We start from the raw sequence: 23,710 nt of genomic DNA, 5'->3' as shown, positions 1-23,710 counted from the left end.
CAGCCGGCCGCCGTCGGGGGCTGAGGGCCTAGCGGCCGGCGAGGGATCCGCCGATACCGCCGACGCTGAAGTACTTGTTCAGGGTTGCGAAGACGATCACCGGCGGGAGCATCATGATCACGGCCAGGGCCATCACCGAGGTCCAGTCTGTTTGGTTCTGCTGGAAGAAGGACTGGACGCCCATGGGGAGGGTGAAGACCTCGTTGGAGCGGAGGAAGACGATGGCCACGAGGTAGTCGTTCCAGGCCAGCAGGAAGGCGAAGATCGCTGTGGAGAGGATGCCGGGCAGGCTGTTGCGCAGGACCACTTTGGTGAAGGATCCGAACACGGAGCAGCCGTCGATCCAGGAGGCCTCTTCGAGGCTGATGGGGATGGAGTCGAAGTAGGCGGCCATCATCCAGGTGGCCACGGTCATCGTGGAGCCAACGTAGATGATGGTGATGCCCATCAGGTTGTCCACCAGGCCCATGCCGGCGAAGAGGATGAACAGCGGGACCACCGACGTGATGATGGGCAGGGACTGCATGACGAACAGCAGCAGGGAGTAGCCGGAGACCGCCTTGCTGCGGCCGCGGGAGAGGACGTACCCCGCGGGGGCGGCGACGGCCACGGAGACCGTGACAGTGGCGAGGGTGGTGATGAGGCTGTTCTGCAGCCAGGTGGCAGCGAGGGTGCCGGAGAACACCTTGGCGAGGTTCTCGAAGGTCGGACCCGTGGCGGTGCTCGTGGGCCCCGGCGTGAAGGCGAGCGCCACGGTGACCATGATGGGGACGAGAACCACCGCGGTGATGGCCAGGATCGCAGCGAACCTCCACCATTGGCCGCGGTGGCCGGCTTCGGACAGGACGCGGCGGTTCTTGGCTGGGCCGGCGACGCCGAGGACGGGGCCGGACTCGGGATGGGCGTGGACTGCTGCGCTCATTATTCGACGCTCGACTTTCGGATCTGGCGGTACAGGAGGACGGAGATGACCACCAGGGTCATGGTCATGAGGAAGGCGATGGCCACGCCGGGGCCGGTGGCGAAATCCTGGAAGACGGTGCGATAGGCCAGGACTACCAGGGACGTAGTGGCGCTGACCGGGCCGCCGCCGGTGAGCAGGTAGATGGTGGGGAAGTCGTTGACACAGAAGATGGTCATGAGGATCCAGCTGATGTAGGTGGAGCGGGCGATCAGCGGGAGGGTGATCTGGCTGAACTGCTGCCAGGGGGTGGCGCCGTCCATGCTGGCCGCCTCGTAGACCGTGGTGTCCACCGAGGCCAGGGCGGCGGAGATCATCATCATCATGAACGGGAAGCTGACCCAGACTTTGAACACCATCACGGTGATGGCCGCGAGGTGGGGATCGGCGAGGAACAGCGGCGTGCCCAGGCCGAGGTTCCGGAACAGGGACGGGACCAGGCTGTCCGGGGTGGCGACCAGCCAGTTCCACGCGGTGGAGGAGACCACGATGGGTACGACCCAGGGCAGGAGCAGCAGGACCTTGAAGGTGCCGCCCGCGGGGATCTTCGTCCGGAGCAGCAGGGCCAGGCCCAGGCCGACAAGCCACGACCCGAACACGCCGACGATGGTGAAGAGCAGGGTGAACTGTGCCGCTTTCCAGAACGCCGGTGAGGACAGGACGGTGGCGAAGTTCTCCCCGCCAACGAAGTTGCCGGTCTCGATCAGGGAGCCGTCGTGCGTGGCCTGCACACCGGCGTGGATGAGGGGGTAGCCGTGAATAAGGACGAGCAGGATGACTGACGGCAGCAGGAGCCAGAAGAATGTCCGGCTGGTCTGCGCGCTGAGCTTGCTCTTGCGGTTTGCGGTGCCTCCGGGCCCGCCGGGGGCGACGCCCCGGCGGGCCCGGCTGAGGCCGGGTTCGGCTGTAGTCAGTGCCATGGGAAGGACCGTTTACTTCTTAATGACGGATTTAAGGCTGGCCTCGAAGGTCTGCAGGGCGGACTTGGCGTCAGACTGGCCGGTCAGGATGGTCTGGGTGAACTGGTTCAGGGCCTGGCCGCCGTCAAGGGCCGCGAGTGGCGTTGAGGGTGTTGCCCTGGGACGCGAAGGTCTTGGCGATGGGCTGCCAGTCCTTGACGATCTTGACGTTGTTGGGATCATCGGCAAACTCGGGGATTTCCGTGATCGACTTGAAGACCGGCAGGGCAGACATCAGCTTCTGACGCCACAGTTCCTTGAGCTGGCCCAGGTAGTACACCAGGAACGCCTCGGACGCTTCCTGCGACGGAGTGTTCTTGTACATCATGATGTTGTTTGGGAAGACGATGGTGGCCTTGTCGCCGTGCGGGCCGGTGATGGGGTCCGCGACCAGCAGGTCGCCGGAAGTGTCGCCGACGCGCTTTGGAACGTTGACCTGGAACAGGCCAAACCCGGCTTTCTTGTCCTTCCATTGCGCCGACATGTTGTCGGTGGTGTAGCTGACCGCCGCGGGATCGACGATCCCGTTGGAGACAAGTTCCAGAATGAATTCCATGGCTTCGACGTTGCGGTCGTTCATCAGGTCCAGCTCGCCGTCCTTGGTGAAGACGCCGCCGCCGTTGTTGACCATCATCATGATCATGGAGTGGTTGCCGTAGTTGTTGCCTGCGCCCGCGCCGGTGGTGAAGCCGAAGGCGCCGATCTTCTTCAGTGCCTTGCCGGCTTCCAGGAGGGACGGCCAGTCGGTGGGGAGGCCGACGCCGGCCTGGTCAAAGAGCGACTTGCGGTACCAGAACACGCGCATGTCCAGCTGCCACGGAACCGCGACGTAGCCCTTGTCGGTCTTGAAAGGCTCCAGGACGCCGGGCAGGAAATCGGCGAACTGGCCGTTCTCCTTGAGCTTGTCAATGACCTTGTCGGCGTAGGCGATCTGCCCCTGCTGCTCAAACTGGAAGGCCTGGAACCCGCCGCCGGTGGAAACCGCGGGCCCGGTCTTGGACGCGATGGCCGAGGAGAAGGTCTGGTAGAAGTTGTTCCACTGGATGGTCTGGTAGCTGGCCTTGAGGTTCCCCGAGGCCGGCGCGTAGCCCTCCGCGATGTTCTTGGCGGCCTCGTTGTAGGCGGGAGTTGCCCACGGCATGTCCCAGAACTTGACGACGCCGGTCGCCGAGCTTTGGGAGGCGGAGCCGCCGCCGCAGGCAGCGAGCAGCGGAGCGGCGCCTGCGGCGGCGGCGAAACCCAGGAACCCTCGGCGGGAGAATGCGGTGGATGTTGCGGAGGACTTAATGGTCACGATTACTTCCTTTCAGGATCCGGCTGATGCTTGCCGGTCCATCTCGACATTGAGTTGATGCGGAATCTGGTGCTGGTGCTGCGGGTGGAGCTGGCTAGTCGTTGAGTCGGGCGATGAGGGACGTGAGGCCGGCAAACTGCTGCAGGTCGGTGGCCGGTCCGCCCGCCTGGAGCAGCTGGCGGATCCGCCGCCAGCTGTGCCGGTGGGCGGATTCGTAGATCGTGGGAAGGGTTGTGGCCCCCTCCGCGGTCACCGAGCGGATCTCCGCGGGCCACGCCGCGGCGGGATCGGGCAAGGTGATGTCCGCCCGCCCGGTGGAGGTGAGGAAGGAGATGGTCGCCGTGGCCGGGACGGACGCGGTGGTGATCCCCTGCAGAGCTAGGGGAGCGCCATTGGCCAGTTTCCCGACCAGGGTGTAGCCGTGGCAACTGCGCTGGATCACTCTGAGCCCGTCAGATTCGACGCCGGACTGCAGCAGCGCAGCCAGATGGTCGGCCAGCAGCGCCAGGGGGTCATCGCCCGGTGCGCCGTAGGCAACAGAGTCCAGCAGGACGCAGTCCGCCACAGCGGCCGCGATCACCGCCCGGGCGGCGTCGTGGGAGGCGGCGATGGCCGGATTTCCCGCCCAGCGCTGGTCCAGAACGACGACGGCGCCGCTCGCGGCCGCCGTTTCCGCCAGGGTCGCGGGGTCCTCGGCCGCCGGCCCCGAGACCACGACCCCGCGGGATCCGGCCCGGATCGCCTCGGCGGCCCGACCGGTCCAGCCGGCGTGGCCGGCAACGGCGGTGACATCCGGGGCGGCTGTTGCCGGGGCAGTGGCCGGGGCAAAGGAGACGGGAAGGGAAGCAACGACGGCGCCGGCGGCCTCGGCATCGGGACCGGCATGGACGGAGAGTACGGTGCTCATGCCATGGACTCCTCGGGTGCGGGTGCGGGTGCGGGTGCGGGTGCGGGTGCGGGTGCCGTGTTGGCGGAGCGGTCGGCGGCGGCGCCGGCAATGGCGAGCGCAAACTCCAAGTCGTGGAGCAGGGTGTCCGCGCCGGGCGCGGGCGCGGTGCCGCGGGCGATGTCGGCGAGCCGGCGCCATTCGCCCTCATAGCCGTTGTGGCCGAACGGGCCGAGGACCGTCGTCGTGCCGGCCCGCCGGATCCGCGCGGTGGCGGATCCGGCGTGTACATAGGACGGGGTGAAATCGATGCTGAGGCTGGCGTCGTCGCCGATCGCCTCGAAGGTCCAGGCCGGTTCCCAGGTGCTGTTCATCGCGGCGCGGAGTTCAATGGCCACTGTTCCGGCGCGGAGGGAAATCAGGTAGCCGTAGGGGCTGACGGTCTCTGCGTGCAGGACTTCAACGGAAGCGAAGTCCGGCGCGAAACGGCGGACGAGGGGCAGATCGTGGATTGCCAGTCCCATCACGCCGCCGGTGATTATGGCCCGGAGAGCTGCGCCGTCCATGGGTCCGTGGGACGGGGCGGGAATGCGTCCCACGATTTCGGTGGCGAAGTCCTCGAACCGCGGGTTGGGCGGCAGGACAATCGATGACCGTACGGTGTGGACTTGCCCGGGCAGGTCCGCCCAAGCCGATTCGGCGGCCAGCCAGCCCGGGTCGAAGGTGTGCATGGCGCCGACGATGATGGGCACTCCGGTTTCGGCGGATACCGCGGAGATGGCTGCGGCTTCTTCCCCGTTCATCGCGAAGGGTTTCTCGCACAGGACCGCCTTCTTGCCGGCCCGGCAGGCTGCAATCACCTGCGCGGCATGGAACTGGTGCGGGCTGCAGATGGCGACGATGTCGACGGCGGGGTCGGCCAGCAGTTCCTCCACAGTGGTGCTGAACCGGGCCCCCACCCGGGCGGCCACGGATTCCGCGACCACGGGGTCCACGTCCATCACGTGGCGGACTTCGAGGATGCTCCGGAGCCGTGCCAGGGAGGGCAAGTGGATAGCCTGCGTCACGGGTCCGGACCCCAGGATCCCGACGCCCAGGGGCGACGGTGCTGCTTGTGGCTGGCTCGACAACTTCGATACCCCTTTGTATTCGCTGAACTGCTGCATCCTCCTGAGGCCACAGTGTCCAGTGATCTGCCTCACACCCTAAGCTAGGGCCACTTTTGTCGATCGTCAAGCAAAAGTTGCTAAGTGTGTTGCGAGCTTTTGTAGCGTGACATGCATAAGAACTTCGTGCTATCACTTACTCATGAGTACGATCCCCGGCACCGAACCCCTCGCCCCCGAGGTCGCCGGCAGTCTGTCCCGTGCCGGGGACCTGTTCCAGCTGTTGCGCGACGGCAAGGCCCGGACCCGTGCCGAGCTGGCCCTCACCACCGGCCTGGCCCGTTCCACCGTCGCCTCCCGCATCGATGCGCTGATTCACTCCGGACTGGTCGGGCCGGCGGGCGAGGCCAGCTCCAGCGGCGGCAGGCCGCCGTCGCGCTTTGCCTTCAACCCCGCCGCCCGCGTTGTGCTGGCAGTCGACGTGGGAGCCACCCACCTGATCATCGCCGTCACGGACCTGAGCGGAACCGTGCTGGCGGAGCGGCGGCTGACCCAGGACGTCGCCGAGGGCCCCGTGACGGTGCTGGACCGGGTGGTTTCGGAAGGGACCCAGCTGCTCAACCAGGCCGGGCGCGGCAAGGACGTCCTCGCCGGCATCGGCATCGGCCTGCCCGGTCCGGTGGAACACGCCACCGGCATGCCGGTGAAGCCTCCGATCATGCCCGGGTGGGACGGGTTCGACGTCGTCCGGCACGTCCAGCGCTCGCTGCCGGTCCCCGTGCTGGTGGACAACGACGTCAACATCATGGCCCTTGGCGAGCAGAGTGCCTACTGGCCGGAACACGACAACTTCCTCTTCATCAAGGTGGCCACCGGCATCGGCGCCGGGATCATCAGCAGCGGACAGCTCCAGCGGGGCGCCAACGGGACCGCGGGCGACCTCGGCCACGTCCGGGTGCCGCGCGGCGACAACGTGCTCTGCCGCTGCGGCAACTACGGCTGCCTTGAGGCGCTCGCCTCCGGCCCCGCCGTCGCACAGGCCCTCACTCTCGAGGGCCTGAAGGCGGACAACGGCGGCGACGTGCTGCGGCTTGTGGCCGAGGGAAACCTGCAGGCGATCCAGGCCCTGCGCCAGGCCGGCCGGGACCTGGGGGACGTGCTGGCCACCGTGGTGAACCTGCTCAATCCGTCCGTCATCGTGATCGGCGGCAGCCTCGGCCAGGCCGGCGAACACCTCATGGCGGGGGTCCGCGAGGTGGTCTACCGGCGCTCGCTGCCGCTGGCCACCACCCATCTGCGGATCGGCCTGTCGATGGCGGGGGACCAGTCCGCCATCCTGGGCGCCAGCGAGATGGTCACGCAGTATGTGCTCTCGCCCGCCGCCATCGAGGCAACCCTGCAGGCCACGGGCTGACACCGGCAATTTCCGCGGGTGTCATAATCGCCGGCTCCGGGGCAGGCACGTGATAGCAATGGGACTGATGAAAGCATATTTCTGCGCGCCGACTGAGCCGCGGCACCCATGAGCAACAACGTCTTGGCGAAGGTCCCGCGCAGCTGGATCCTGCTGGCCGCGATCGGGCTCATCGCCCTGAACATGCGCGGTCCGTTCGTGGCGGTGGCGCCTGTGGTGGGCCTGATGCAGGCGGAACTCGGCTTTTCCCCGGTGGAACTCGGCCTGCTGACCGGCATCCCGGTCCTGTGCTTCGCCCTGGCCGCGCCCCTCGCCTCGTTCGCCGGGCGCAAGCTCGGCGCGGAAGTCGCCATCACCCTCACCCTGCTGGGTGTCCTGCTCGGCGTGATGGTGCGTTCGGCGGGCAACGGCGCCCTGGTGATGCTCGGCACGGTGATTCTCGGCATCGCCATCACGATCGGCAACATTGCCGTCCCGCTGATCATCCGGCGCGACTTCGCTCCGGCCCGGCAGGCCACGGCCATGGGCATCTACACCGCGGCCCTGAACATCGGGTCCTTTATCACCGCCATGGTGACGGCGCCGCTGGCCGAACTGCTGGGCTGGCGGATGGCCCTGGCCGCCAGCGGGCTCTTCGCCGTCGCGGCGTTCCTGGCCTGGGTGCTCGCCTTTGGCCGGCAGGCGTTCCGGCCCGAACCGGTTCCCGCCCCGACTCCCGCACGCGCCGGGATCAAGCATGCGTCGCGCTGGATCACCGTCGGGCTCACCGCAGGCTTCGCCGGGCAGGCGTTCTCCTATTACGGCGTGACTGCCTGGCTCCCCAGCATCCTCGCGGACGAACTCGGCATGACGGCCGCGGGGGCCGGCGCCGGGTCCTCGCTGTTCCAGATTTTCGCCATCGTGGGCGGCCTGGGTGTTCCGCTCGCGGCCCGTTTCGCCAGCACGACGACGGTCGGACTCACCCTGGGGCTGTTGTGGCTGACAGTTCCGCTGGGCCTGCTGCTGGCGCCGGAGCTGTGGTGGCTCTGGTCCTCGTTGGGCGGCGTCGCCCAGGGCGGCGGCATCACGCTGATCTTCATCGCCATCATCCGGCTGGCCCGGGACCAGGCCTCGGCCGGCAGGATGTCCGCCGTGGTGCAGGGCGCGGGCTACGCCTTCGGTGCGGCGGCCCCCACCTTGCTGGGCTTCGTGCACGGCGTCTCGGGATCGTGGACCGGGCCGCTGCTGATGGTGCTCGGCTCAGTGTCGATGTTCATCCTCGGGACCGCGCTTTCCCTCCGGCACGTCCCCAAGCCGCACTAAGCCCCGCCCGCCACCGCCCTGCCACCGCCCTGCCGCCGCCCGCCGCCGCCCGCCGCCGCCCGCCGCCGCCCACCCCCGCCCAGCCCCGCGCCGAGGTGACAGCTAAGGCCCATGTTCACGAGGAACATGGGCCTTAACTGTCACCTCGACGCCGTTGTCGAGTTGCTGAGGAGTCTTCCGTCGCTGGGCCACCGCCCCGGATCTCGGGGATGCCTGTTGCGAAGGGCATGGCAGCCCAGCAGACGGAAATCTATACCTTCCTTGGTGCTCCTGTACCGGCCTTAGGCGGGGACGAGGGAGGGGTCGTCGCTGGGGACGTCGCCGCCGTCGCGCGCTTCATGCAGGAACCGGTCGTACGCGGGAAGGGTCAGGAAGGCCGGGAACGACGGGGTGAGGGTGACTTCCTCGAAGATGTCCCTCGCATCGGCGAAGCGGTCGCCTTCGAAGCGTTCCAGCCTGGCGAACTCCTCGTCCAGCATGTCCTCGACCCATTCGCGGGTGACGACGTCGCCGTGGTCGGTGATGGCGCGGGAGAAGATCCACTGCCACAGCTGCGAGCGGGAGATCTCCGCGGTGGCGGCGTCCTCCATCAGGTTGTGGATGGCGACGGCGCCATTGCCGCGCAGCCAGGACTCGATGTAGCGGATGCCGACCTCGATGTTGTTCCGGATGCCCTGCTCGGTGATGGTGCCGGTGGTGGAGGCGATGTCGAGCAGTGCGCGGTCGTCCGGGATGACATCCTCGCGGAGGCGGTCCAGCTGGTTCGGGCGGTCGCCGAGGACGCCGTCGAACACCTCGCGGCAGACCGGAACCAGGTCCGGGTGGGCCACCCAGGAGCCGTCGAAGCCGTCGGCGGCCTCGCGGGTCTTGTCCGCGCGGACCTTCTCGATGGCGATCGCGTTGGCTGCCGCGTCCTTGCGGTTGGGGACGGCTGCGGCCATCCCGCCGATGGCCATGGCGCCGCGCTTGTGGCAGGCCTGGACCAGCTGTTCGGTGTAGGCGCGCATGAACGGCTGGGTCATGGTGACCTGGCTGCGGTCCGGCAGGACGAAGCGCGGGCCGCGGGTGCGGAAGTTCTTGATCAGCGAGAAGATGTAGTCCCAGCGGCCGGCGTTCAGGCCCGCGGCGTGGTCGCGCAGTTCGTAGAGGATCTCCTCCATTTCGAAGGCGGCCGTAATGGTTTCGATCAGCACAGTGGCGCGGATGGTGCCCTGCGGGATGCCGAGGAGGTCCTGGGCGAGGATGAAGATGTCGTTCCACAGGCGGGCTTCGAGGTGGTTTTCGATCTTCGGCAGGTAGAAGTACGGGCCCTTGCCCTGGGCGATCAGGCGGCGGGCGTTGTGGAAGAAGTACAGGCCGAAGTCCACGATGCCGCCGGCAATCGGGGTGCCGTCAATGAGCATGTGCTTTTCCGGCAGGTGCCAGCCGCGCGGCCGGACCACGATCGTGGGCAAATCGCCGGCGGGGCGGAGCTTGTACTCCTTGCCCTCGGGGGAGGTGAAGTCGATCCGGCGCTCCAGCGCGTCGGTGAGGTTGAGCTGGCCCTGGATGACGTTGCGCCACGAGGGGGTGGAGGAGTCCTCCATGTCCGCGAGCCACACCTTGGCGCCGGAGTTCAGCGCGTTGATGGTCATCTTCTTGTCCACCGGGCCGGTGATCTCGACGCGGCGGTCCTCCAGGCCGGGAGCCGGGGGAGCAACGCGCCAGGACGGATCATTCCGGACAGACTCGGTCTCGCGGAGGAACCGCGGGTCCTGGCCCTTGCCGATCTGCTGGCGGCGGTCCCGGCGGGCCTGCAACAGCTCCATCCGCCGTCCCTTGGTCGCCTTGTGCAGCTTGGCGACAAATGCCAAGGCATCAGGAGTCAGGACCTCGCTCTGCCGGCAAATCGGCTGTGCGGTCAACGTAACCCCGTTGATGGTGAAGTTGTCAGTGAAGCTGTTCATGGGAGTTGCTCCTTGAATGTCCGCCGTTGCCCTATCACTTTTGGTCTCCAAAGAAGGTCGATGGGGACCAAAAGTGATAGGGCAACAGGCGGGAAAAGCTGGGGATTAGTGGAACTGGCCTTCTTCGGTGGATCCCACCAGAGCCAGGGTGGATGCGTTCGGGTTGAGCGCGGTTGCGATGTCGTCGAAGTAGCCGGTGCCGACTTCGCGCTGGTGCTTGGTCGCGGTGTAGCCGCGGGATTCGGAGGCGAATTCCTTCTCCTGCAGCTCGACGTAGGCGCTCATGCCTTCACGGGCGTAGCCGTGGGCGAGATCGAACATCGAGTAGTTCAGGGCGTGGAAGCCGGCCAGGGTGATGAACTGGAAGGTGAAGCCCATGGCGCCGAGTTCGCGCTGGAACTTGGCGATCGTGGCGTCGTCGAGGTGCTTCTTCCAGTTGAACGACGGGGAGCAGTTGTAGGAGAGCATTTGGTCCGGGAAGTCGGCCTTGACGGCTTCCGCGAACTTGCGGGCCAGCTCCAGGTCCGGGGTACCCGTTTCCATCCAGATGAGGTCGGAGTACGGGGCGTAGGCCTTGGCACGGGCGATGCAGGGTTCGATCCCGTTGCGGACCTTGTAGAACCCCTCAGCGGTGCGCTCGCCGGTGACGAATTCCTTGTCGCGGTCGTCGACGTCGGAGGTGATCAGGGTGGCTGCCTCGGCATCGGTGCGGGCGATGATGACGGACGGGGTGCCCGCGACGTCGGCGGCCAGGCGGGCGGCGTTCAGGGTGCGGACGTGCTGCTGGCTGGGGATCAGGACCTTGCCGCCGAGGTGGCCGCACTTCTTCTCCGAGGCGAGCTGGTCTTCCCAGTGCACGCCCGAGGCGCCGGCCTGGATCATGGACTTCATCAGCTCGTAGGCGTTGAGCGGGCCGCCGAAGCCGGCCTCGGCGTCGGCGACGATCGGGACCATCCAGTCCTCGACGGTCTGGATGCCTTCGGAGAACTCGATCTGGTCGGCGCGGAGCAGGGCGTTGTTGATGCGGCGGACCACGGTGGGCACCGAGTTGGCCGGGTACAGGGACTGGTCCGGGTAGGTGTGGCCGGAGTTGTTGGCATCCGCGGCGACCTGCCAGCCGGAGAGGTAGATGGCGCGGAGGCCGGCCTTGACCTGCTGCACGGCCTGGTTGCCGGTCAGGGCGCCCAGGGCGTTGGTGTACTTGCCTTCCTTGTGCTCCCCGGTGAGCTGCTTCCACAGCTTCTCCGAGCCGCGGCGGGCCAGGGTGTGCTCCTCGGAGACGCGGCCGCGGAGGCGGACGACGTCGGAGGCTTTGTAATCCCGAGTGACACCTTCCCAGCGCGGGTTGGCAGCCCACTCAAGCTCCAGTGCGGCGGCCTGCTCTTCGGGCGTCTGGGTGGGCTCAAATGCTGCAGTCATCTTTGTCTCCTTAGTGGGGCCCCGGGCCGGCTGTACTGCTTCCTCGCAGTGCGACTGGCGGATCCGGTGCGGTGTAACTTTTCCGTAAGACCTACTTTTCTGTACTTTCAAGGAGCTTTCTAGACCAATTGAGTGGAAAGAAATGCACTTCTTCGCGTATTCTCAAGAAATGCACCCCGCCAGTTGGAATCGCCCCGCCTCCGTCGCCTCCCCCGCCGTCCCGGAGGTGGACGTCATCAGCATGGGCCGCCGTGTCCGCCACCTCCGCAAGGCCGCCGGACTCACGCTCGATGACCTGAGCGCCACAGTGGGAACGGCCCCCAGCCAGCTGAGCCTGATCGAGAACGGCAAGCGCGAACCCAAACTCGGGCTGCTCCAGCAGCTCGCCGCGGCCCTCGGCGTCAGTATCGACGAGCTGCTCGGCGCGGAACCGCCCAACCGCCGCGCCGCCCTGGAGATCGAGCTGGAACGCTATCAGCGCAGCCCCATCTACGAGTCCCTGAAACTGCCCAAGATCCGCATCAGTTCGCGGCTCCCGATGGACGTGCTGGAGTCCATGGTGGGGCTGCAGCATGAGCTGGAACGCCGGCTCAACGAGCAGGTCGCGACGCCGGAAGAGGCCCGCCGTGCGAACGGGGAGCTGCGCGCCATGATGCGCGAACGGAACAACTACTTCCCGGAGTACGAGGCCGAGGCGCAGAAGGTCCTCGCCTCGGTGGGGCACACCAGCGGCCCGCTGTCCCATCACGTGATCGCGGACATCGCCGGGCACCTCGGGTTCAGTCTCCACCACGTGGGCGACCTGCCGCATTCCACCCGCTCGGTGACCGACCTTAAGAACCGCCGGATTTACCTCACCCAGAACGCGCGCAGTGACCACGACCCGCGTTCAGTCCTGCTGCAGGCGCTGGGCCACTACGTGCTGGGCCATCAGACCCCCACCAACTACGGTGACTTCCTGATGCAGCGGGTGGCCACGAACTACTTTGCCGCCGCGCTCCTGCTGCCGGAACAGGCCACCGTGGAGTTCCTGCAGAAGGCCAAGCAGGCCAGGGAGATCGCGGTGGAGGACATCCGGGACGCCTTCGCCGTGTCGTACGAGACCGCCGCGCACCGCTTCACCAACCTCGCCACCCAGCACCTGGACCTGCGGACCCACTTCCAGAAGACCCACAAGAGCGGCATCATCTACAAGGCCTACGAGAACGACGGCGTGACGTTCCCGCAGGACCACACCGGCGCCATCGAGGGCCAGCCGTCCTGCAAGAACTGGACCTCCCGGGTGGTGTTCGACGTGCCCGACAAGTTCAGCGCGTACAACCAGTACACCGACACCCCGGCCGGGACCTTCTGGTGCACGGCGCGGACCGAGCGCTCCGCCAACGGCGAATTCTCCTTGTCCGTGGGGGTTCCCTACGCGCAGGTGAAATGGTTCCGCGGCCGCGACACCACGGAGCGGTCCAAGTCCACGTGCCCGGACGAAAGCTGCTGCCGGCGCCCGCCGGCGGCCCTGACCTCGGAGTGGGCCGGCAACGCCTGGCCGTCGGCGCGGGCGCACTCGCACCTGCTCGCCGCGATGCCGCCGGGCGCGTTCCCCGGTGTGGACGAGACCGAGGTCTACAGCTTCCTGCAGGCGCACTCCGGGAGCTGATCCGGGGGCGCGCAGCCGGTAAGGGCGGCAGGCCAGTCCGGCCGGGCGGACTGCGCGGTCCGGGCCCACCGGGAAGCGTTCCAAGGTACCCGGACTATATTGGCCCTGTCAGCCCATCAACCTGATCCCGGGAGTGTGCACTCATGGCCAAGGAACTCGCCACCCAGCTCGTTGAACAACTCCAAGCTGCCGGCGTGCAGCGCATCTACGGGATTGTCGGAGACAGCCTCAACCCGATTGTCGACGCCGTCCGGAAGATGGGCGGCGCCGCAAAGGGTGGCATCGATTGGATCCACGTCCGGCATGAAGAGGCGGCCGCGTTCGCGGCGGCCGCGGAGGCCCAGCTGACCGGCCGCCTGGCGGTCTGCGCCGGCTCCTGCGGGCCGGGAAACCTGCACCTGATCAACGGGCTCTATGACGCCAACCGCTCCGGAGCCCCGGTGCTGGCCATCGCCTCGCACATCCCCAGCAAACAGATTGGCAGCAGCTTCTTCCAGGAAACCCACCCGGACCGGCTGTTCAACGAATGCTCGGTATATTCCGAGCTGGTCAGCACCGCCGAACAGGCGCCGCGGGTCATGCACAGCGCCATTCAGCACGCCGTCGCCCTCCGGGGCGTCGCCGTCGTCACCCTTCCCGGTGACATTGCCGGACTGGAAGCAACCGCGGAAGCTCCCTTGCCGGCAACGTTCGTACCCGCCACCCTGACGCCGGCACCGGAAAGCGTCCGGGCGCTGGCCGAGGCGATCAACGCGGCGGACAAAGTGGCGATCTTCGCCGGCGCCGGTGTCCAGGGCGCCCACGACGAGGTGATTGCCCTGGCGGAAGCCGTCAAGGCGCCGATCGGGCATTCGCTCCGCGGCAAGGACTTCATGCAGTACGACAACCCGTACGACATCGGCATGACCGGGCTGCTCGGCTACGGCGCCGCGGCCGAGGGGATCGAGGACGCGGATCTGCTGATCCTGCTCGGCACCGATTTCCCCTACGACCAGTTCCTCCCCGGAACCCGCACGGCGCAGGTGGACCGGGCCGCGCAGAAACTGGGCCGGCGGACCGACGTCGACGTCGCGGTCCACGGTGACGTGCTGCCGACCCTGGCGGCGCTGATGCCCTTGCTCCAGCCGAAGAAGAGCCGCCGTTTCCTCGACGCGATGCTCAAGAAGCACGACCGGCTGATGAACAAAGCCGTCGGTGCCTACACCCGAAAGGTGGAAACCAAAGAGCCGATCCACCCCGAGTACGCGGCATCCTTGCTTGACCAGGTTGCGGCGAAGGACGCGATCTTCACCGCCGATACCGGCATGTGCAATGTCTGGACCGCCCGGTACATCAACCCGCTGGGTACCCGACGGCTGATCGGCTCGTATCTGCACGGCTCGATGGCGAACGCGCTGCCGCATGCGATCGGCGCCCAGCTGGCCTTCCCCGGGCGCCAGGTGGTGTCCGTATCGGGCGACGGCGGACTCTCGATGCTGCTGGGGGAGCTGATCACCGTGGCCGCGCACCGGCTCCCGGTCAACGTGGTGGTGTTCAACAACTCCACACTGGGCATGGTCAAGCTGGAAATGCTGGTGGACGGGCTCCAGGACTTCGGCGTCGACGTGCCCGATGCCAACTATGCCGCGGTGGCCCGGGCCCTGGGATTCCACGCCGTCCGTGTCACCGACCCGTCCCGCATCGAGGCCGCGTACCGGGAGGCCTTTGCCCACCCGGGACCCTCCCTGGTTGAACTGATCACCGACCCCAAGGCGCTCTCCCTCCCGCCGAAGATCAAGGGCGCCCAGGTCCTGGGGTTCGCCACGGCGATGTCCAAGGTGGTCCTCAACCGGGGAGCCGGCGAGGCCGTCAGCATGGCGCGCAGCAACCTCCGCAACATCCCGCGGCGCTGAACGGGATCCACAGCGGCGCAACCGGATCCAAGTCGCCGGAAACTCCCCAGTTCGCCGTAAACTTCCCGCGAACTGGGGAGTTTCCGGCGACTTGAGCGCTACGCCGTTCCGCTCCGGCGCTCAACCGCCAGTAGCGCCGCCGCCTGCCCGATGAGCTCGTAAGGCACCGGTTTACCCAGCGGGAATTTCAACGTCCCTTTGGCCGCGCGGTAAGGGGCGATGGACTCGTTGAAGTCCGCGTCCCCGGACGGCACGGGGTACACCGACACGTGGTGCGTCCAGCCGGCGAAGAACACGACGAATTTGCCGCCGAGCGTAATCGTCGGGATGCCGTAGCTGATCATCTCGCCGGAATCAGGGACCGCGGCATAGCAGCGTCGCCGGATTTCCTGAAGGATCTCCTGCACTTCAGCCGGGTGGGAGGCTATGTACCCGTCCACGGTGTCAAAGTGCTGCGCCATTCTGCCGTCCTCCGGTTGCCGAAAGCGGGTTAGCGCGGGCCGCCCTGCCAGAGCGCATCGAAGGGCGCTCCCGAGGCCACGCGGTTCCGGATTCCTGCGGTCACAAACGCCTTGGCGGTGCGTGCGGCCTCCAGCGGTGTTGCGCCCTTGGCCAGTTCGGCCGTGACGGCGGCGGCCAGCGAGCAGCCAGCGCCGGAGACGGCCACTTCGCCCACCTTCGGGGCGGACAGGACTTCCAGCGTCTCGCCGTCGTAGTAGACGTCAACGGCGTCGGGCCCTGACAGGCTCACTCCGCCCTTGGCGAGCACCGCGGCGCCGCTAAGTTCGTGGATGCGGACGGCCGCGGCCTTGAGCGAGGCGAGGTCGGTGATTTCCAGGCCGGAGAGGGACTCGGCCTCGAAATGGTTCGGCGTGACAAACGTGGCCAGCGCCAGGATCTGCGCCTTGAGGGCCTGGTCCGTGTCGAGAGCGTGTCCCGGTTCCTGGCCCTTGCAGATCAGCACCGGATCGAGCACCACGTGGGTGAAGGCCGCGGCGGCCAGCGCCGTGGCGACCGTCGAAATCGTGGCCGGGCTGCCCAGCATCCCGACCTTCACGGTGTCCAGCACGGACGGTGCGCCGGACGCGGCGCCGTAGGCCGCCGTCGTGGCCTCAAGCTGGTCCGCGATGACCTGCTGGTCGATCGGGACGAAGCGGTGGTTCCAGTTGTCCTGCGGATCGAAGGACACGATGCACGTCAGGTTGGCGATGCCGAAGACGCCCAGTTCCTGGAAGGTCTTCAGGTCAGCCTGCGCACCGGCTCCGCCGGTCGCTTCGGATCCGGCGATGGTCAGGGCGACGGCGGGAGTGGCGGCGTCGGAAGCCGCCAGGGCGGCGGGGTCAAAGGCGGTGGAAGTCATGGTCCCATCCTGCCACCCGCCGGAAACCGCCCGCATTGTGCGTATGACCAATATGAACAAAACCCGCGTGTTCCGGATCACCAGGGCTACGGTGGCGGACGGTGTTGCTTTCTTGCGGCGCCGGATCCAGGAAGGTTCATTGATGAGCACCCAACTGTCCGAATCGGCACAGACGAGAAAAGCCGTAAGCAACATCCTCAAAGGATCTGCCGGCAACCTCGTGGAGTGGTACGACCTCTACGTCTACACAGTCTTCGCGGCGTATTTCCAGTCGCACTTCTTCAATTCCAAGGACGAGCTCCAGGCGGGCCTCGAGGCGATGGCCGTCTTCTCGACGTCGTTCCTGATGCGGCCGGTCGGCGCCTGGTTCTTCGGCCGCTACGCCGACCGCAAGGGACGCAAGGCAGCGCTGACCCTGAGCGTGACGATGATGTCCGCCGGGTCCTTCGCGATCGCTGTCCTGCCCACGACCCAGCAGATCGGCGTGTGGGCCCTGCTCCTGCTGGTTCTCGTGCGGCTGATCCAGGGCTTCTCCGTCGGCGGCGAATACGGCACCAGCGCCACCTACATGTCCGAGGCCGCCACGTCCAAGCGCCGCGGTTTCTTCTCCAGCTTCCAGTACGTGACGCTGATCGGCGGGCAGATGCTGGCCTTGCTGGTCCTCGTCATCCTGCAGAACACCATGGACAAGTCCACCCTGACGGAGTGGGGCTGGCGTATCCCGTTCGCGATCGGCGGCGTCGCGGCGCTCGTGGTCCTGTGGCTGCGACGCTCGATGGAGGAAACCGTCTCTGCGGAGCAGGTCGAGGCTGCCAAGGTCCCGGCGGTGGCAGGCGTTGCCCAGCCGGGCACCATGAAGCTGCTGTTCACCCAGTACTGGAAGCCGCTGCTGATCTGCATCGGCGTCACCCTCGGCGGCACGGTTGCCTTCTACACGTACACCAACTTCATCCTGAAGTTCATGAACGATACGTCCGGCATCGCCAAGACCGACACCTCGGTAATCAACTTCTGGGCGCTGTTCATCTTCATGCTGCTGCAGCCGGTCTACGGCATCATCTCCGACAAGGTCGGCCGCAAGCCGCTGCTGCTTTGGTTCGGCATCACCGGTGTCCTGTTCACCTGGCCGCTGCTCTCCGCCCTGGCCGGCACCAAGGATCCGTTCACCGCATTCCTGCTGATGATGGGCGGGCTGCTGATCGTCGGCGGCTACACCTCGATCAACGCCCTCGTGAAGGCCGAGCTGTTCCCGGCCTCCATCCGGGCCCTCGGCGTCGGCCTTGGCTATGCGATTGCCAACTCGCTCTTTGGCGGCACCGTCCCGCTGATCGGTGCGGCGTTCCAGAAGGCTGAGCGGGTGGACCTGTTCTTCACCTACGTCACCGTGGCCATCGCCATCTCACTGGTGGTCTACATCTTCGCGCTGAAGAACAAGAAGTCCACGCACCTGGACCACGAACAGGCACACGCCTGGGAGTCTGCTGCTTCCCCGGCTCTGCCTGGCGACGGCCCCAAGGACGACGACAAGGACCTGGTCGACGCCTTGCGCCGCTAGAACCACAGCGCTAGGAACCACAGCGCGTACGACGGCGGGTTGCCGGCTGCTGGACTTCGGTCGCCGCAGCCGGCGGCCCGCCGTCGTCGTTCACCCCGGGGCTACTGGGCATTGTCCGCGAACCGCAGTTGAAGGATCGTGGCGGCGACACCCACAGCGAAAGTGCCCGCGAGCACCGCGTAGCTGCCCGCCGGCAGCGAGTCGACCGGGTCGGCCACCATGCCGACCAGCAGCGGGACGATCGAGTAGGGAAACCACTCCGCCCAGCCGGTCTTGCCGAACAGGTTGCCGAGGGCCAGCATCACGAGCGAGAACGCGATGGGGGCCACCTCGCCCCGGCTCCACACAGCGATCCAGGCGACGACGGGTGCGAGCAGGAACGAGATCCCCGCGGCCAGCAGCACGTGCACGATTCCGGCCGCTGCCAGGCCCACAGAGAACCCCGGCAGCTCCAGCGCCAGCCCGACTGCCATGGCCTCGACGATGACGATAATCACGAGCGCCATCCACCAGGCCGCGGCGACGAGCAGCTTGGCGACGGCGAACCAGTGCCGGCCCACCGGCAGCGCCAGCATGTTCTTGGCCGTGGCGTCGCTGTACTCCCTGCCAAACAGGTAGGCGACTATGAACGCCAGCAGCAACATTCCGCCGATGCCAAAGATGAGCGTGAGCATGTAGAAGTATTCGGGCCACGTCGCCTCAAGTCCGGCGAGGTTCGCTTTCGTGCCCAGAAGCCCCAGCTGGGCCGCCCGCCCCGGTTCGCGCACGATCCACATGAAAAGTGCGATGCCGAGCGGCATCATGGCGAGCACTGCCAGGGTGGCCCACGGCGCCTTCGAACGGTGGAGCTTCATGAACTCGGTGGCGAGAACCTGACCGAACATCATGCAGCGCCACTCTTCGGGCCCTCGCCCGTGCGCGCGAGGAAGTAGCGTTCCAGGTCCAGCGTGAGCAGCGCCTGCTCGCGCTCTTCCGGGGTGTAGGCGCCGGCCGCGAAGGCCCGGGCTTTACCGGCGAGTTCGTCACGCGACGACTCCTCGATGAGGCGGCCGTCATGGACGATGCCGATGCGGTCGGCCAGGTGGGCGACCTCGGCGAGGATGTGGCTCGACATGAAGACGGTGACGCCGCGCTCGTCGGCGAGCGAGCGGAGCAGTTCGCGGATCTCGACGATCCCGGCCGGATCGAGCCCATTGGCGGGCTCGTCGAGCATGAGGAGGTCGGGGGAGTGCAGCAACGCGCGGGCGAGCGCAAGGCGCTGCTTGTTCCCGAGCGAAAGCCGGCCGGCGCGCCGGTCCGCGTAGGGATCGAGGCGCAGCAGCGCGATCGAGTCGGCCACCGTTCGCGGCGCGGAACCGGTGAGGCGGCGCTGGATGTCGAGGTTCTCGCGCACGGTGAGGTTGGGGTAGGAGGTGGCGGTCTCGACGAGGAAGCCGATGCGCGAAGACACGGTCGTCTCGCCGGGCCGGATGCGCCGGCCGAGGACGGTGATCTCCCCGCGGCTCGGACGGATGAGGCCGAGCAGCATGCGGATGGTCGTCGTTTTGCCCGCACCGTTCCTGCCGAGGAACCCGTAGATCTCTCCCCGGCGGACGTTGAGGTCCAGCGCGTCGACGGCGGTGATGCCGCGGTACCGCTTGACGAGGGCACGTGTGGAAATGGCGGTGTCAGGCACTTTCCTGCTCCATGTCCCCATCCTGCCACCTGGCCCGAACCGCTGACAGTGCGGGGATGATGCGGGGATGAACAGTCCGGACGGCAGCGGCACCCGTCGTCCCTGCCGCCGCGGGTGAGAGAATGGAGGGCGGTTCCGGCGGCCAGCCCGCCAGGAGCAATCCAGTGCTAATACAGCAGGCTGCCCGCGACCTCACTTGAGATCCGGGTACCAGGCGAACCACTACGAATGGAACACCCATGACTTCCGCCAAGACATTCCCGGCCGCCGCGCCGCCGAAGTTCGCCTCGATCGGTTCCCCGCACTTCGGCATTCTGCTGGCCGTTATGGCCGTGGTGCTGATCCTCTCCAACATCGGGGCGTCCAAGGGCGTGGCCATCGGCCCGATCATCACCGACGGTGGCTTCTTCCTCTTTCCGCTGGCGTACATTCTCGGCGACGTCATCAGCGAGGTCTACGGCTTCAAGGTGGCTCGAAAAGCCATTGTCACCAGCTTCGCGCTCTCGGTTTTCGCGTCCCTTTGCTACTGGGTCATCATTGCCCTGCCAGGCTTTGCCGACGACTTCGGCCTCGCCAAACAGGCTGCCCTGGAAGGCGCGCTGGGCCCGGTTCCGCAGATCGTGCTCGCCTCGCTGCTGGCATTCCTGGCCGGTCAGACCATCAACGCCTGGATCCTCGTGAAGATGAAGGCGCGCACGGGGGAGAAGTCTTTGTGGGCGCGGATCATGGGCTCCTCGGTTGCCGGCGAGTTCGTGGACACCCTGATCTTCTGCAGCATCGCGGCCTCCGTGATCGGGATCACCGACGCCGGAATGTTCGTGAACTACGTCGTCGTGGGCTTCCTCTACAAGACCCTCGTGGAATTCCTCTTCGTGCCGGTAACCGCGGGCGCGATCGGCTGGATCAAGAAGCGCGAACCGAGCTACGGGGCGTAGACGGCCGCCGACGCGGTCTCCGTCAGCCAACCCGGGGCCCCGCTCTCCCCCCGCCCGGCCACCCTCCATCGCCCGAAGTCGCCTACCCCCTCCCGCCGCCCCTCGGCCAACCCGGGCGCCGCGGCGAACTCGCTGCAAAGGTGCGAGTTCGCCGTAACGTTCCGGCGAGTTCGTGGCTTTCCGGCGAACTCGGGGCAGCGACCCTGGGGCTCAGGATCTGGGCCGACCGGCCAACGCGCGAAGCAGCCGGTTCTTGAACTCCTGCTCGCGGAACAGGTCCTTCCAATCGACGCGGACGAAGAGCCACCCGTCCTCCGTCAAGGCTTTCTCCCGACGCCGTTCCTCGAAGAGCACCTCGGCTGTGGGTCTGTAGTCGAAGTACTTGGACTTGCCGTCGAATTCGAGGGCGACCTTTTCCACCTTCCACGCGAAGTCCATGCGATGGCGCCCTACCCGGCTCGAAACCTCAAGCTGGGACTCGGGCGGCCGGATCTTCAGACGCCAGATCAGCTCGCGGGTCAGGGTTTCACCGGGAGATTCGGACCGTGGATCGGCCGTTGCAAGGACGCGACGGAATGTCCGGATCCCCCGCCTGCCGTCCAAGGCATCTGCCATGGCTTGCAGAGCGGTTCGGTCCGCGCCAAGTCGAAGTGCATGGTCGGCGAGGATCAAAGCCTGCCTGTAGCGCAGCATCATGGCGCAGTCGGCAACCGTGCGCTCCAGGGACGTCGTTCGAAGGCCAGCCACGACCGCGGACTCGTGTTCTGCGAAGGGACGGGTGTGGCAGCGAACATCCCTGCCAAGGCGTTCATTAGACGGCCGCACCTTCTGGAGGATGTGAATGGTGTCATCCACGTCCCAGAGAAAGAGTTGGCGGAGCCGCGCTGCCGAGGTGTGGCTGTACAGGAAATTGCCGGTCGACGTCGTCCGCGTTCCGTGGGCATGGGCGTAGATGAGCTGCCTGCTCCGTGCTGGCGGGGACTGGACATTCCAGAGGCTGGCGCGAATGTAGCAGCCGTGCCGGAGCCGGACGAGGACACCCGCTTCCAGGAGCTGGCGGATTGTCCGCTGGCCGTAACCGAGGTCGAGGAGTTGTTCAGTGCGCCAGAGATTTCCCTTGTGCGGCAGCTGCGGTGGATGGTTCTGCGTCATGCCACCAGCTTCCGCTGCGACGGGAGCTGGCGGCAGGCTCCGCCGTCGCTATGTGGAAAACGCGGTGTCGCCGGACCGGCCCGGCGTCGCCGAATTCCCGGCGATCCCGGCCCGTTCCGGCGAATTCGAAAGGGCAGGGCCGAGGCGGCGGAGGTAGGGTGCCGCGCCAGCGGTCGGGTGCAGGGTCCGTCCGCCCAGGGCCGCCCGCGGGTGGCCCTGGGCGGGGCGTCAGCGGCCCCCGGCGCGGTCTCCGTCAGCCGGCAACCCGGGCCGTGGTGCCGCGGACAACAGGGCGGGTTCGATCAGCCGGCGCTCAGGGTCAAGGGTGGGGTCCTGGCTTCGTGCCAGCAGGGTGTCGGCGACATCGACGCCGACGATGTCGCTGCGGTTGTCGACGGAGGACATGTCCAGGTGCCGCGACTTGGCCAACTGGGAGTTGTCGTAGCCGATCACGGAGAGGTCTGCCGGGACGGAGAGGTCGCGTGCCTTGGCCGCGGCGAGGGCGCCCAGGGCCATGGTGTCGTTGGCCGCGAACAGGGCCGTCGTGCCGGGGTGATGGTCGTGGCAGACCCGAACATGCTCGTCAACATGGAGCACGAGGACGTCTCCCTGGGCCGGATCGAGGGCCTCCAGGTGGCGGCCAAGGTCCCGCGGGATGCTGACGCGGCCCTCTCGGCGTCGCTGCACCTCACGAACCGGCGGACTGTCGCCCACTTCTACGCCGAGTCGCCGGATCGCTGCGGGGTCGCCGGAAAGTTCCGGCGACCCCGCACGCTTCCGGCGACCTCGACGACGAGCGACGCCGGAGCCGGCGACCCCGCATGCTTCCGGCGACCTCGACGACGAGCGACGCCGGAGCGCACTCGGAGCGACGCCGCCCCCGGCGACCCCGGCGGTACCTAGGAGTAGTACCGGCCCAGGGTCTCGGCCTTGAACTCGAAGAAGTTGCCGCCCTCGATGGCGAGCCGGGCGTCGTCGACCATCTTCACCACGAAGCGCTCGTTATGGATTGAGATCAGCGTTGCCGAGACCATCTCCTTGGCCTTGAACAGGTGGTGGATGTAGGCCCGCGAATAGTTCAGGCAGGCGTAGCAGTCGCAGCCCTCCTGCAGCGGGCCGAAGTCGCGCTTGTACATGGCACCGGAGAGGTTATAGCGGCCGGTGGGGTGATAGAACGCCGAATTCCGCGCCACCCGGGTCGGTGACACACAGTCGAAGGTGTCCGCGCCGTTCTCGATCGCAGTGAAGATGTCGTCCGGCTCGGAGATGCCGAGCAGGTGCCGGGGCTTGTTCTCCGGCAGCTCCTCGTTGCACCAGCGCACGATCGTCCCCAGGTTCTCCTTCTCCAGGGCGCCGCCGATGCCGAAGCCGTCAAAGTTCATGGCGCCGAGGTCCCGGCAGGCCTTGCGGCGCAGGTCCTCGTACTGGGCGCCCTGGATGACCCCGAAGAGCGCCTGGTACGGCTTGCCCGGGCGCTCGGACGTCAGCCGGAAGTGCTCGGTGATGCAGCGCTCGGCCCAGCGCCGGGTGCGTTCCAGGGATTCCTCCTGGTAACCGCGGGAGTTCTGCAGGGTGGTCAGCTCGTCGAAGGCGAACATGATGTCCGCGCCGATCTGGTGCTGGACGTTCATGGAGATTTCGGGGCTGAAGCGGTGCCGGTCCCCGTTGAGGTGGCTCTTGAACCACACGCCTTCCTCGTCCACGTGGGCCAGGCGTTCCTTGCCGGGGGCGACGGCGTCGTCGGGTCCGGACTGGTCCACGGATTTCATGTCGATGACTTTTTTGAACCCCGAGCCCAGGCTCATCACCTGGAACCCGCCGGAGTCGGTGAAGGTGGGGCCGCGCCAGTTCATGAAGGCGCCCAGCCCGCCCGCTTCATCGAGGATGTCCGCGCCGGGCTGCAGGTACAGGTGGTAGGCGTTGGCCAGCACGGCCTGCGCGCCCAGCTCGGCGACAGACTCCGGGAGCACCGACTTGACCGTGGCCTTGGTGCCGACGGCGATGAACGCCGGCGTCTGGATCTCGCCGTGCGGTGTGGTGATGGTGCCGGTGCGGCCCAGGAACTCCCCGCCGTTCCCGCTGCGCTGGGCTGAGGTCGGTGAGCAGCTCTCACTCAAGCGTTTGCCCACGCGGAAGGAAAACTCGGACTGCTGGGCCGGCAGGAGCGATGACACGGGTGATTCAGGATTGGCTGGCACCGTTC

General features: G+C 67.1%; 20 protein-coding genes and 1 pseudogene. 7 read left to right on the top strand and 14 right to left on the bottom strand.

The window, feature by feature from the left end; translation table 11 throughout:
* Positions 1-28: 28 nt before the first annotated feature.
* From AC1MFL_RS06930 to AC1MFL_RS06910, 5 genes are all read right to left on the bottom strand, one after another.
* Positions 29-922, bottom strand: coding sequence for a carbohydrate ABC transporter permease (locus tag AC1MFL_RS06930; RefSeq protein WP_479814287.1), 894 nt, complete (start codon positions 920-922; stop codon positions 29-31).
* Positions 922-1,881, bottom strand: coding sequence for a carbohydrate ABC transporter permease (locus tag AC1MFL_RS06925; RefSeq protein WP_226759743.1), 960 nt, complete (start codon positions 1,879-1,881; stop codon positions 922-924). Before AC1MFL_RS06925 ends, AC1MFL_RS06930 begins: the two co-directional genes overlap by 1 nt.
* Positions 1,882-2,005: 124 nt before the next feature.
* A complete protein-coding gene (locus AC1MFL_RS06920) occupies positions 2,006-3,214 on the bottom strand; it encodes an ABC transporter substrate-binding protein (protein WP_479814285.1) in 1,209 nt (402 codons plus the stop codon).
* Positions 3,215-3,308: 94 nt separating this feature from the next.
* Positions 3,309-4,121 carry a hypothetical protein gene (locus tag AC1MFL_RS06915; RefSeq protein ID WP_479814283.1) on the bottom strand — a complete coding sequence of 271 codons (813 nt, stop codon included), beginning with the start codon at positions 4,119-4,121 and terminating at the stop codon, positions 3,309-3,311.
* Positions 4,118-5,230 (bottom strand): Gfo/Idh/MocA family protein, encoded by a 1,113-nt coding sequence (locus AC1MFL_RS06910; protein ID WP_479814281.1) that lies wholly within the window; start codon positions 5,228-5,230, stop codon positions 4,118-4,120. The genes AC1MFL_RS06915 and AC1MFL_RS06910 overlap by 4 nt, the downstream gene beginning before the upstream one ends.
* Before the next feature lie 178 nt (positions 5,231-5,408).
* On the opposite strand from AC1MFL_RS06910, the gene AC1MFL_RS06905 reads away from it, so the two are divergent.
* Positions 5,409-6,620, top strand: a complete 1,212-nt coding sequence (locus AC1MFL_RS06905; RefSeq protein ID WP_479814279.1) for an ROK family protein — start codon at positions 5,409-5,411, stop codon at positions 6,618-6,620.
* A gap of 108 nt (positions 6,621-6,728) precedes the next feature.
* Positions 6,729-7,922: an MFS transporter gene (locus AC1MFL_RS06900; RefSeq protein WP_479814277.1), complete on the top strand. Its 1,194-nt coding sequence runs from the start codon at positions 6,729-6,731 to the stop codon at positions 7,920-7,922.
* A gap of 281 nt (positions 7,923-8,203) precedes the next feature.
* Here AC1MFL_RS06900 and aceB read toward each other — a convergent pair whose 3' ends face one another.
* Positions 8,204-9,868 (bottom strand): malate synthase A, encoded by a 1,665-nt coding sequence (gene aceB, locus AC1MFL_RS06895; protein ID WP_479814275.1) that lies wholly within the window; start codon positions 9,866-9,868, stop codon positions 8,204-8,206.
* Positions 9,869-9,973: 105 nt separating this feature from the next.
* On the bottom strand, positions 9,974-11,287 hold the full coding sequence (gene aceA / locus AC1MFL_RS06890) for an isocitrate lyase (RefSeq protein WP_479814273.1): 1,314 nt from the start codon (positions 11,285-11,287) through the stop codon (positions 9,974-9,976).
* A 142-nt stretch (positions 11,288-11,429) separates the two neighbouring features.
* Here aceA and AC1MFL_RS06885 point away from each other — a divergent pair, with 142 nt between their 5' ends.
* Together AC1MFL_RS06885 and AC1MFL_RS06880 are read left to right on the top strand one after the other, a co-directional pair.
* Positions 11,430-12,938, top strand: coding sequence for a helix-turn-helix domain-containing protein (locus AC1MFL_RS06885; RefSeq protein ID WP_479814272.1), 1,509 nt, complete (start codon positions 11,430-11,432; stop codon positions 12,936-12,938).
* 143 nt (positions 12,939-13,081) lie between these two features.
* The gene (locus AC1MFL_RS06880) at positions 13,082-14,830 is read left to right on the top strand and encodes a pyruvate dehydrogenase (RefSeq protein ID WP_479814270.1); all 1,749 of its coding nucleotides are present in this window, start codon (positions 13,082-13,084) and stop codon (positions 14,828-14,830) included.
* 98 nt (positions 14,831-14,928) lie between these two features.
* Here AC1MFL_RS06880 and AC1MFL_RS06875 read toward each other — a convergent pair whose 3' ends face one another.
* Both AC1MFL_RS06875 and AC1MFL_RS06870 read right to left on the bottom strand, forming a co-directional pair.
* Positions 14,929-15,291, bottom strand: a complete 363-nt coding sequence (locus AC1MFL_RS06875; protein ID WP_479814268.1) for an iron chaperone — start codon at positions 15,289-15,291, stop codon at positions 14,929-14,931.
* Between the two features lie 29 nt (positions 15,292-15,320).
* Positions 15,321-16,190 (bottom strand): hydroxymethylpyrimidine/phosphomethylpyrimidine kinase, encoded by an 870-nt coding sequence (locus tag AC1MFL_RS06870; RefSeq protein ID WP_479814266.1) that lies wholly within the window; start codon positions 16,188-16,190, stop codon positions 15,321-15,323.
* A gap of 142 nt (positions 16,191-16,332) precedes the next feature.
* Here AC1MFL_RS06870 and AC1MFL_RS06865 point away from each other — a divergent pair, with 142 nt between their 5' ends.
* The gene (locus tag AC1MFL_RS06865; RefSeq protein WP_479814264.1) at positions 16,333-17,745 is read left to right on the top strand and encodes an MFS transporter; all 1,413 of its coding nucleotides are present in this window, start codon (positions 16,333-16,335) and stop codon (positions 17,743-17,745) included.
* 101 nt (positions 17,746-17,846) lie between these two features.
* Here the strand turns inward: AC1MFL_RS06865 and AC1MFL_RS06860 are convergent, their stop codons facing one another.
* Both AC1MFL_RS06860 and AC1MFL_RS06855 read right to left on the bottom strand, forming a co-directional pair.
* The gene (locus tag AC1MFL_RS06860; protein WP_479814262.1) at positions 17,847-18,632 is read right to left on the bottom strand and encodes an ABC transporter permease; all 786 of its coding nucleotides are present in this window, start codon (positions 18,630-18,632) and stop codon (positions 17,847-17,849) included.
* The gene (locus tag AC1MFL_RS06855; protein ID WP_479814260.1) at positions 18,629-19,420 is read right to left on the bottom strand and encodes an ABC transporter ATP-binding protein; all 792 of its coding nucleotides are present in this window, start codon (positions 19,418-19,420) and stop codon (positions 18,629-18,631) included. The genes AC1MFL_RS06860 and AC1MFL_RS06855 overlap by 4 nt, the downstream gene beginning before the upstream one ends.
* A 239-nt stretch (positions 19,421-19,659) precedes the next feature.
* Here AC1MFL_RS06855 and AC1MFL_RS06850 point away from each other — a divergent pair, with 239 nt between their 5' ends.
* Positions 19,660-20,355: a queuosine precursor transporter gene (locus AC1MFL_RS06850; protein ID WP_479814258.1), complete on the top strand. Its 696-nt coding sequence runs from the start codon at positions 19,660-19,662 to the stop codon at positions 20,353-20,355.
* Between the two features lie 210 nt (positions 20,356-20,565).
* On the opposite strand, the gene AC1MFL_RS06845 is transcribed toward AC1MFL_RS06850, so the two are convergent.
* Positions 20,566-21,507: a type IV toxin-antitoxin system AbiEi family antitoxin domain-containing protein gene (locus AC1MFL_RS06845; RefSeq protein WP_479814256.1), complete on the bottom strand. Its 942-nt coding sequence runs from the start codon at positions 21,505-21,507 to the stop codon at positions 20,566-20,568.
* 228 nt (positions 21,508-21,735) lie between these two features.
* The gene (locus tag AC1MFL_RS06840; RefSeq protein ID WP_479815362.1) at positions 21,736-22,023 is read right to left on the bottom strand and encodes a substrate-binding domain-containing protein; all 288 of its coding nucleotides are present in this window, start codon (positions 22,021-22,023) and stop codon (positions 21,736-21,738) included.
* 51 nt (positions 22,024-22,074) lie between these two features.
* On the opposite strand from AC1MFL_RS06840, the pseudogene AC1MFL_RS06835 reads away from it, so the two are divergent.
* A pseudogene (locus AC1MFL_RS06835) lies at positions 22,075-22,200 on the top strand (sugar phosphate isomerase/epimerase); the annotation flags it as partial.
* 206 nt (positions 22,201-22,406) lie between these two features.
* On the opposite strand, the gene tgt reads toward AC1MFL_RS06835, so the two are convergent.
* Positions 22,407-23,705, bottom strand: a complete 1,299-nt coding sequence (gene tgt / locus AC1MFL_RS06830; protein WP_479814254.1) for a tRNA guanosine(34) transglycosylase Tgt — start codon at positions 23,703-23,705, stop codon at positions 22,407-22,409.
* Positions 23,706-23,710 lie beyond the last annotated feature (5 nt).

The organism is Arthrobacter sp. BG3, from assembly GCF_056680185.1.
The sequence above is the reverse complement of the archived record's forward strand: the minus strand, read 5'-3'. Positions and strand labels throughout refer to the sequence as shown.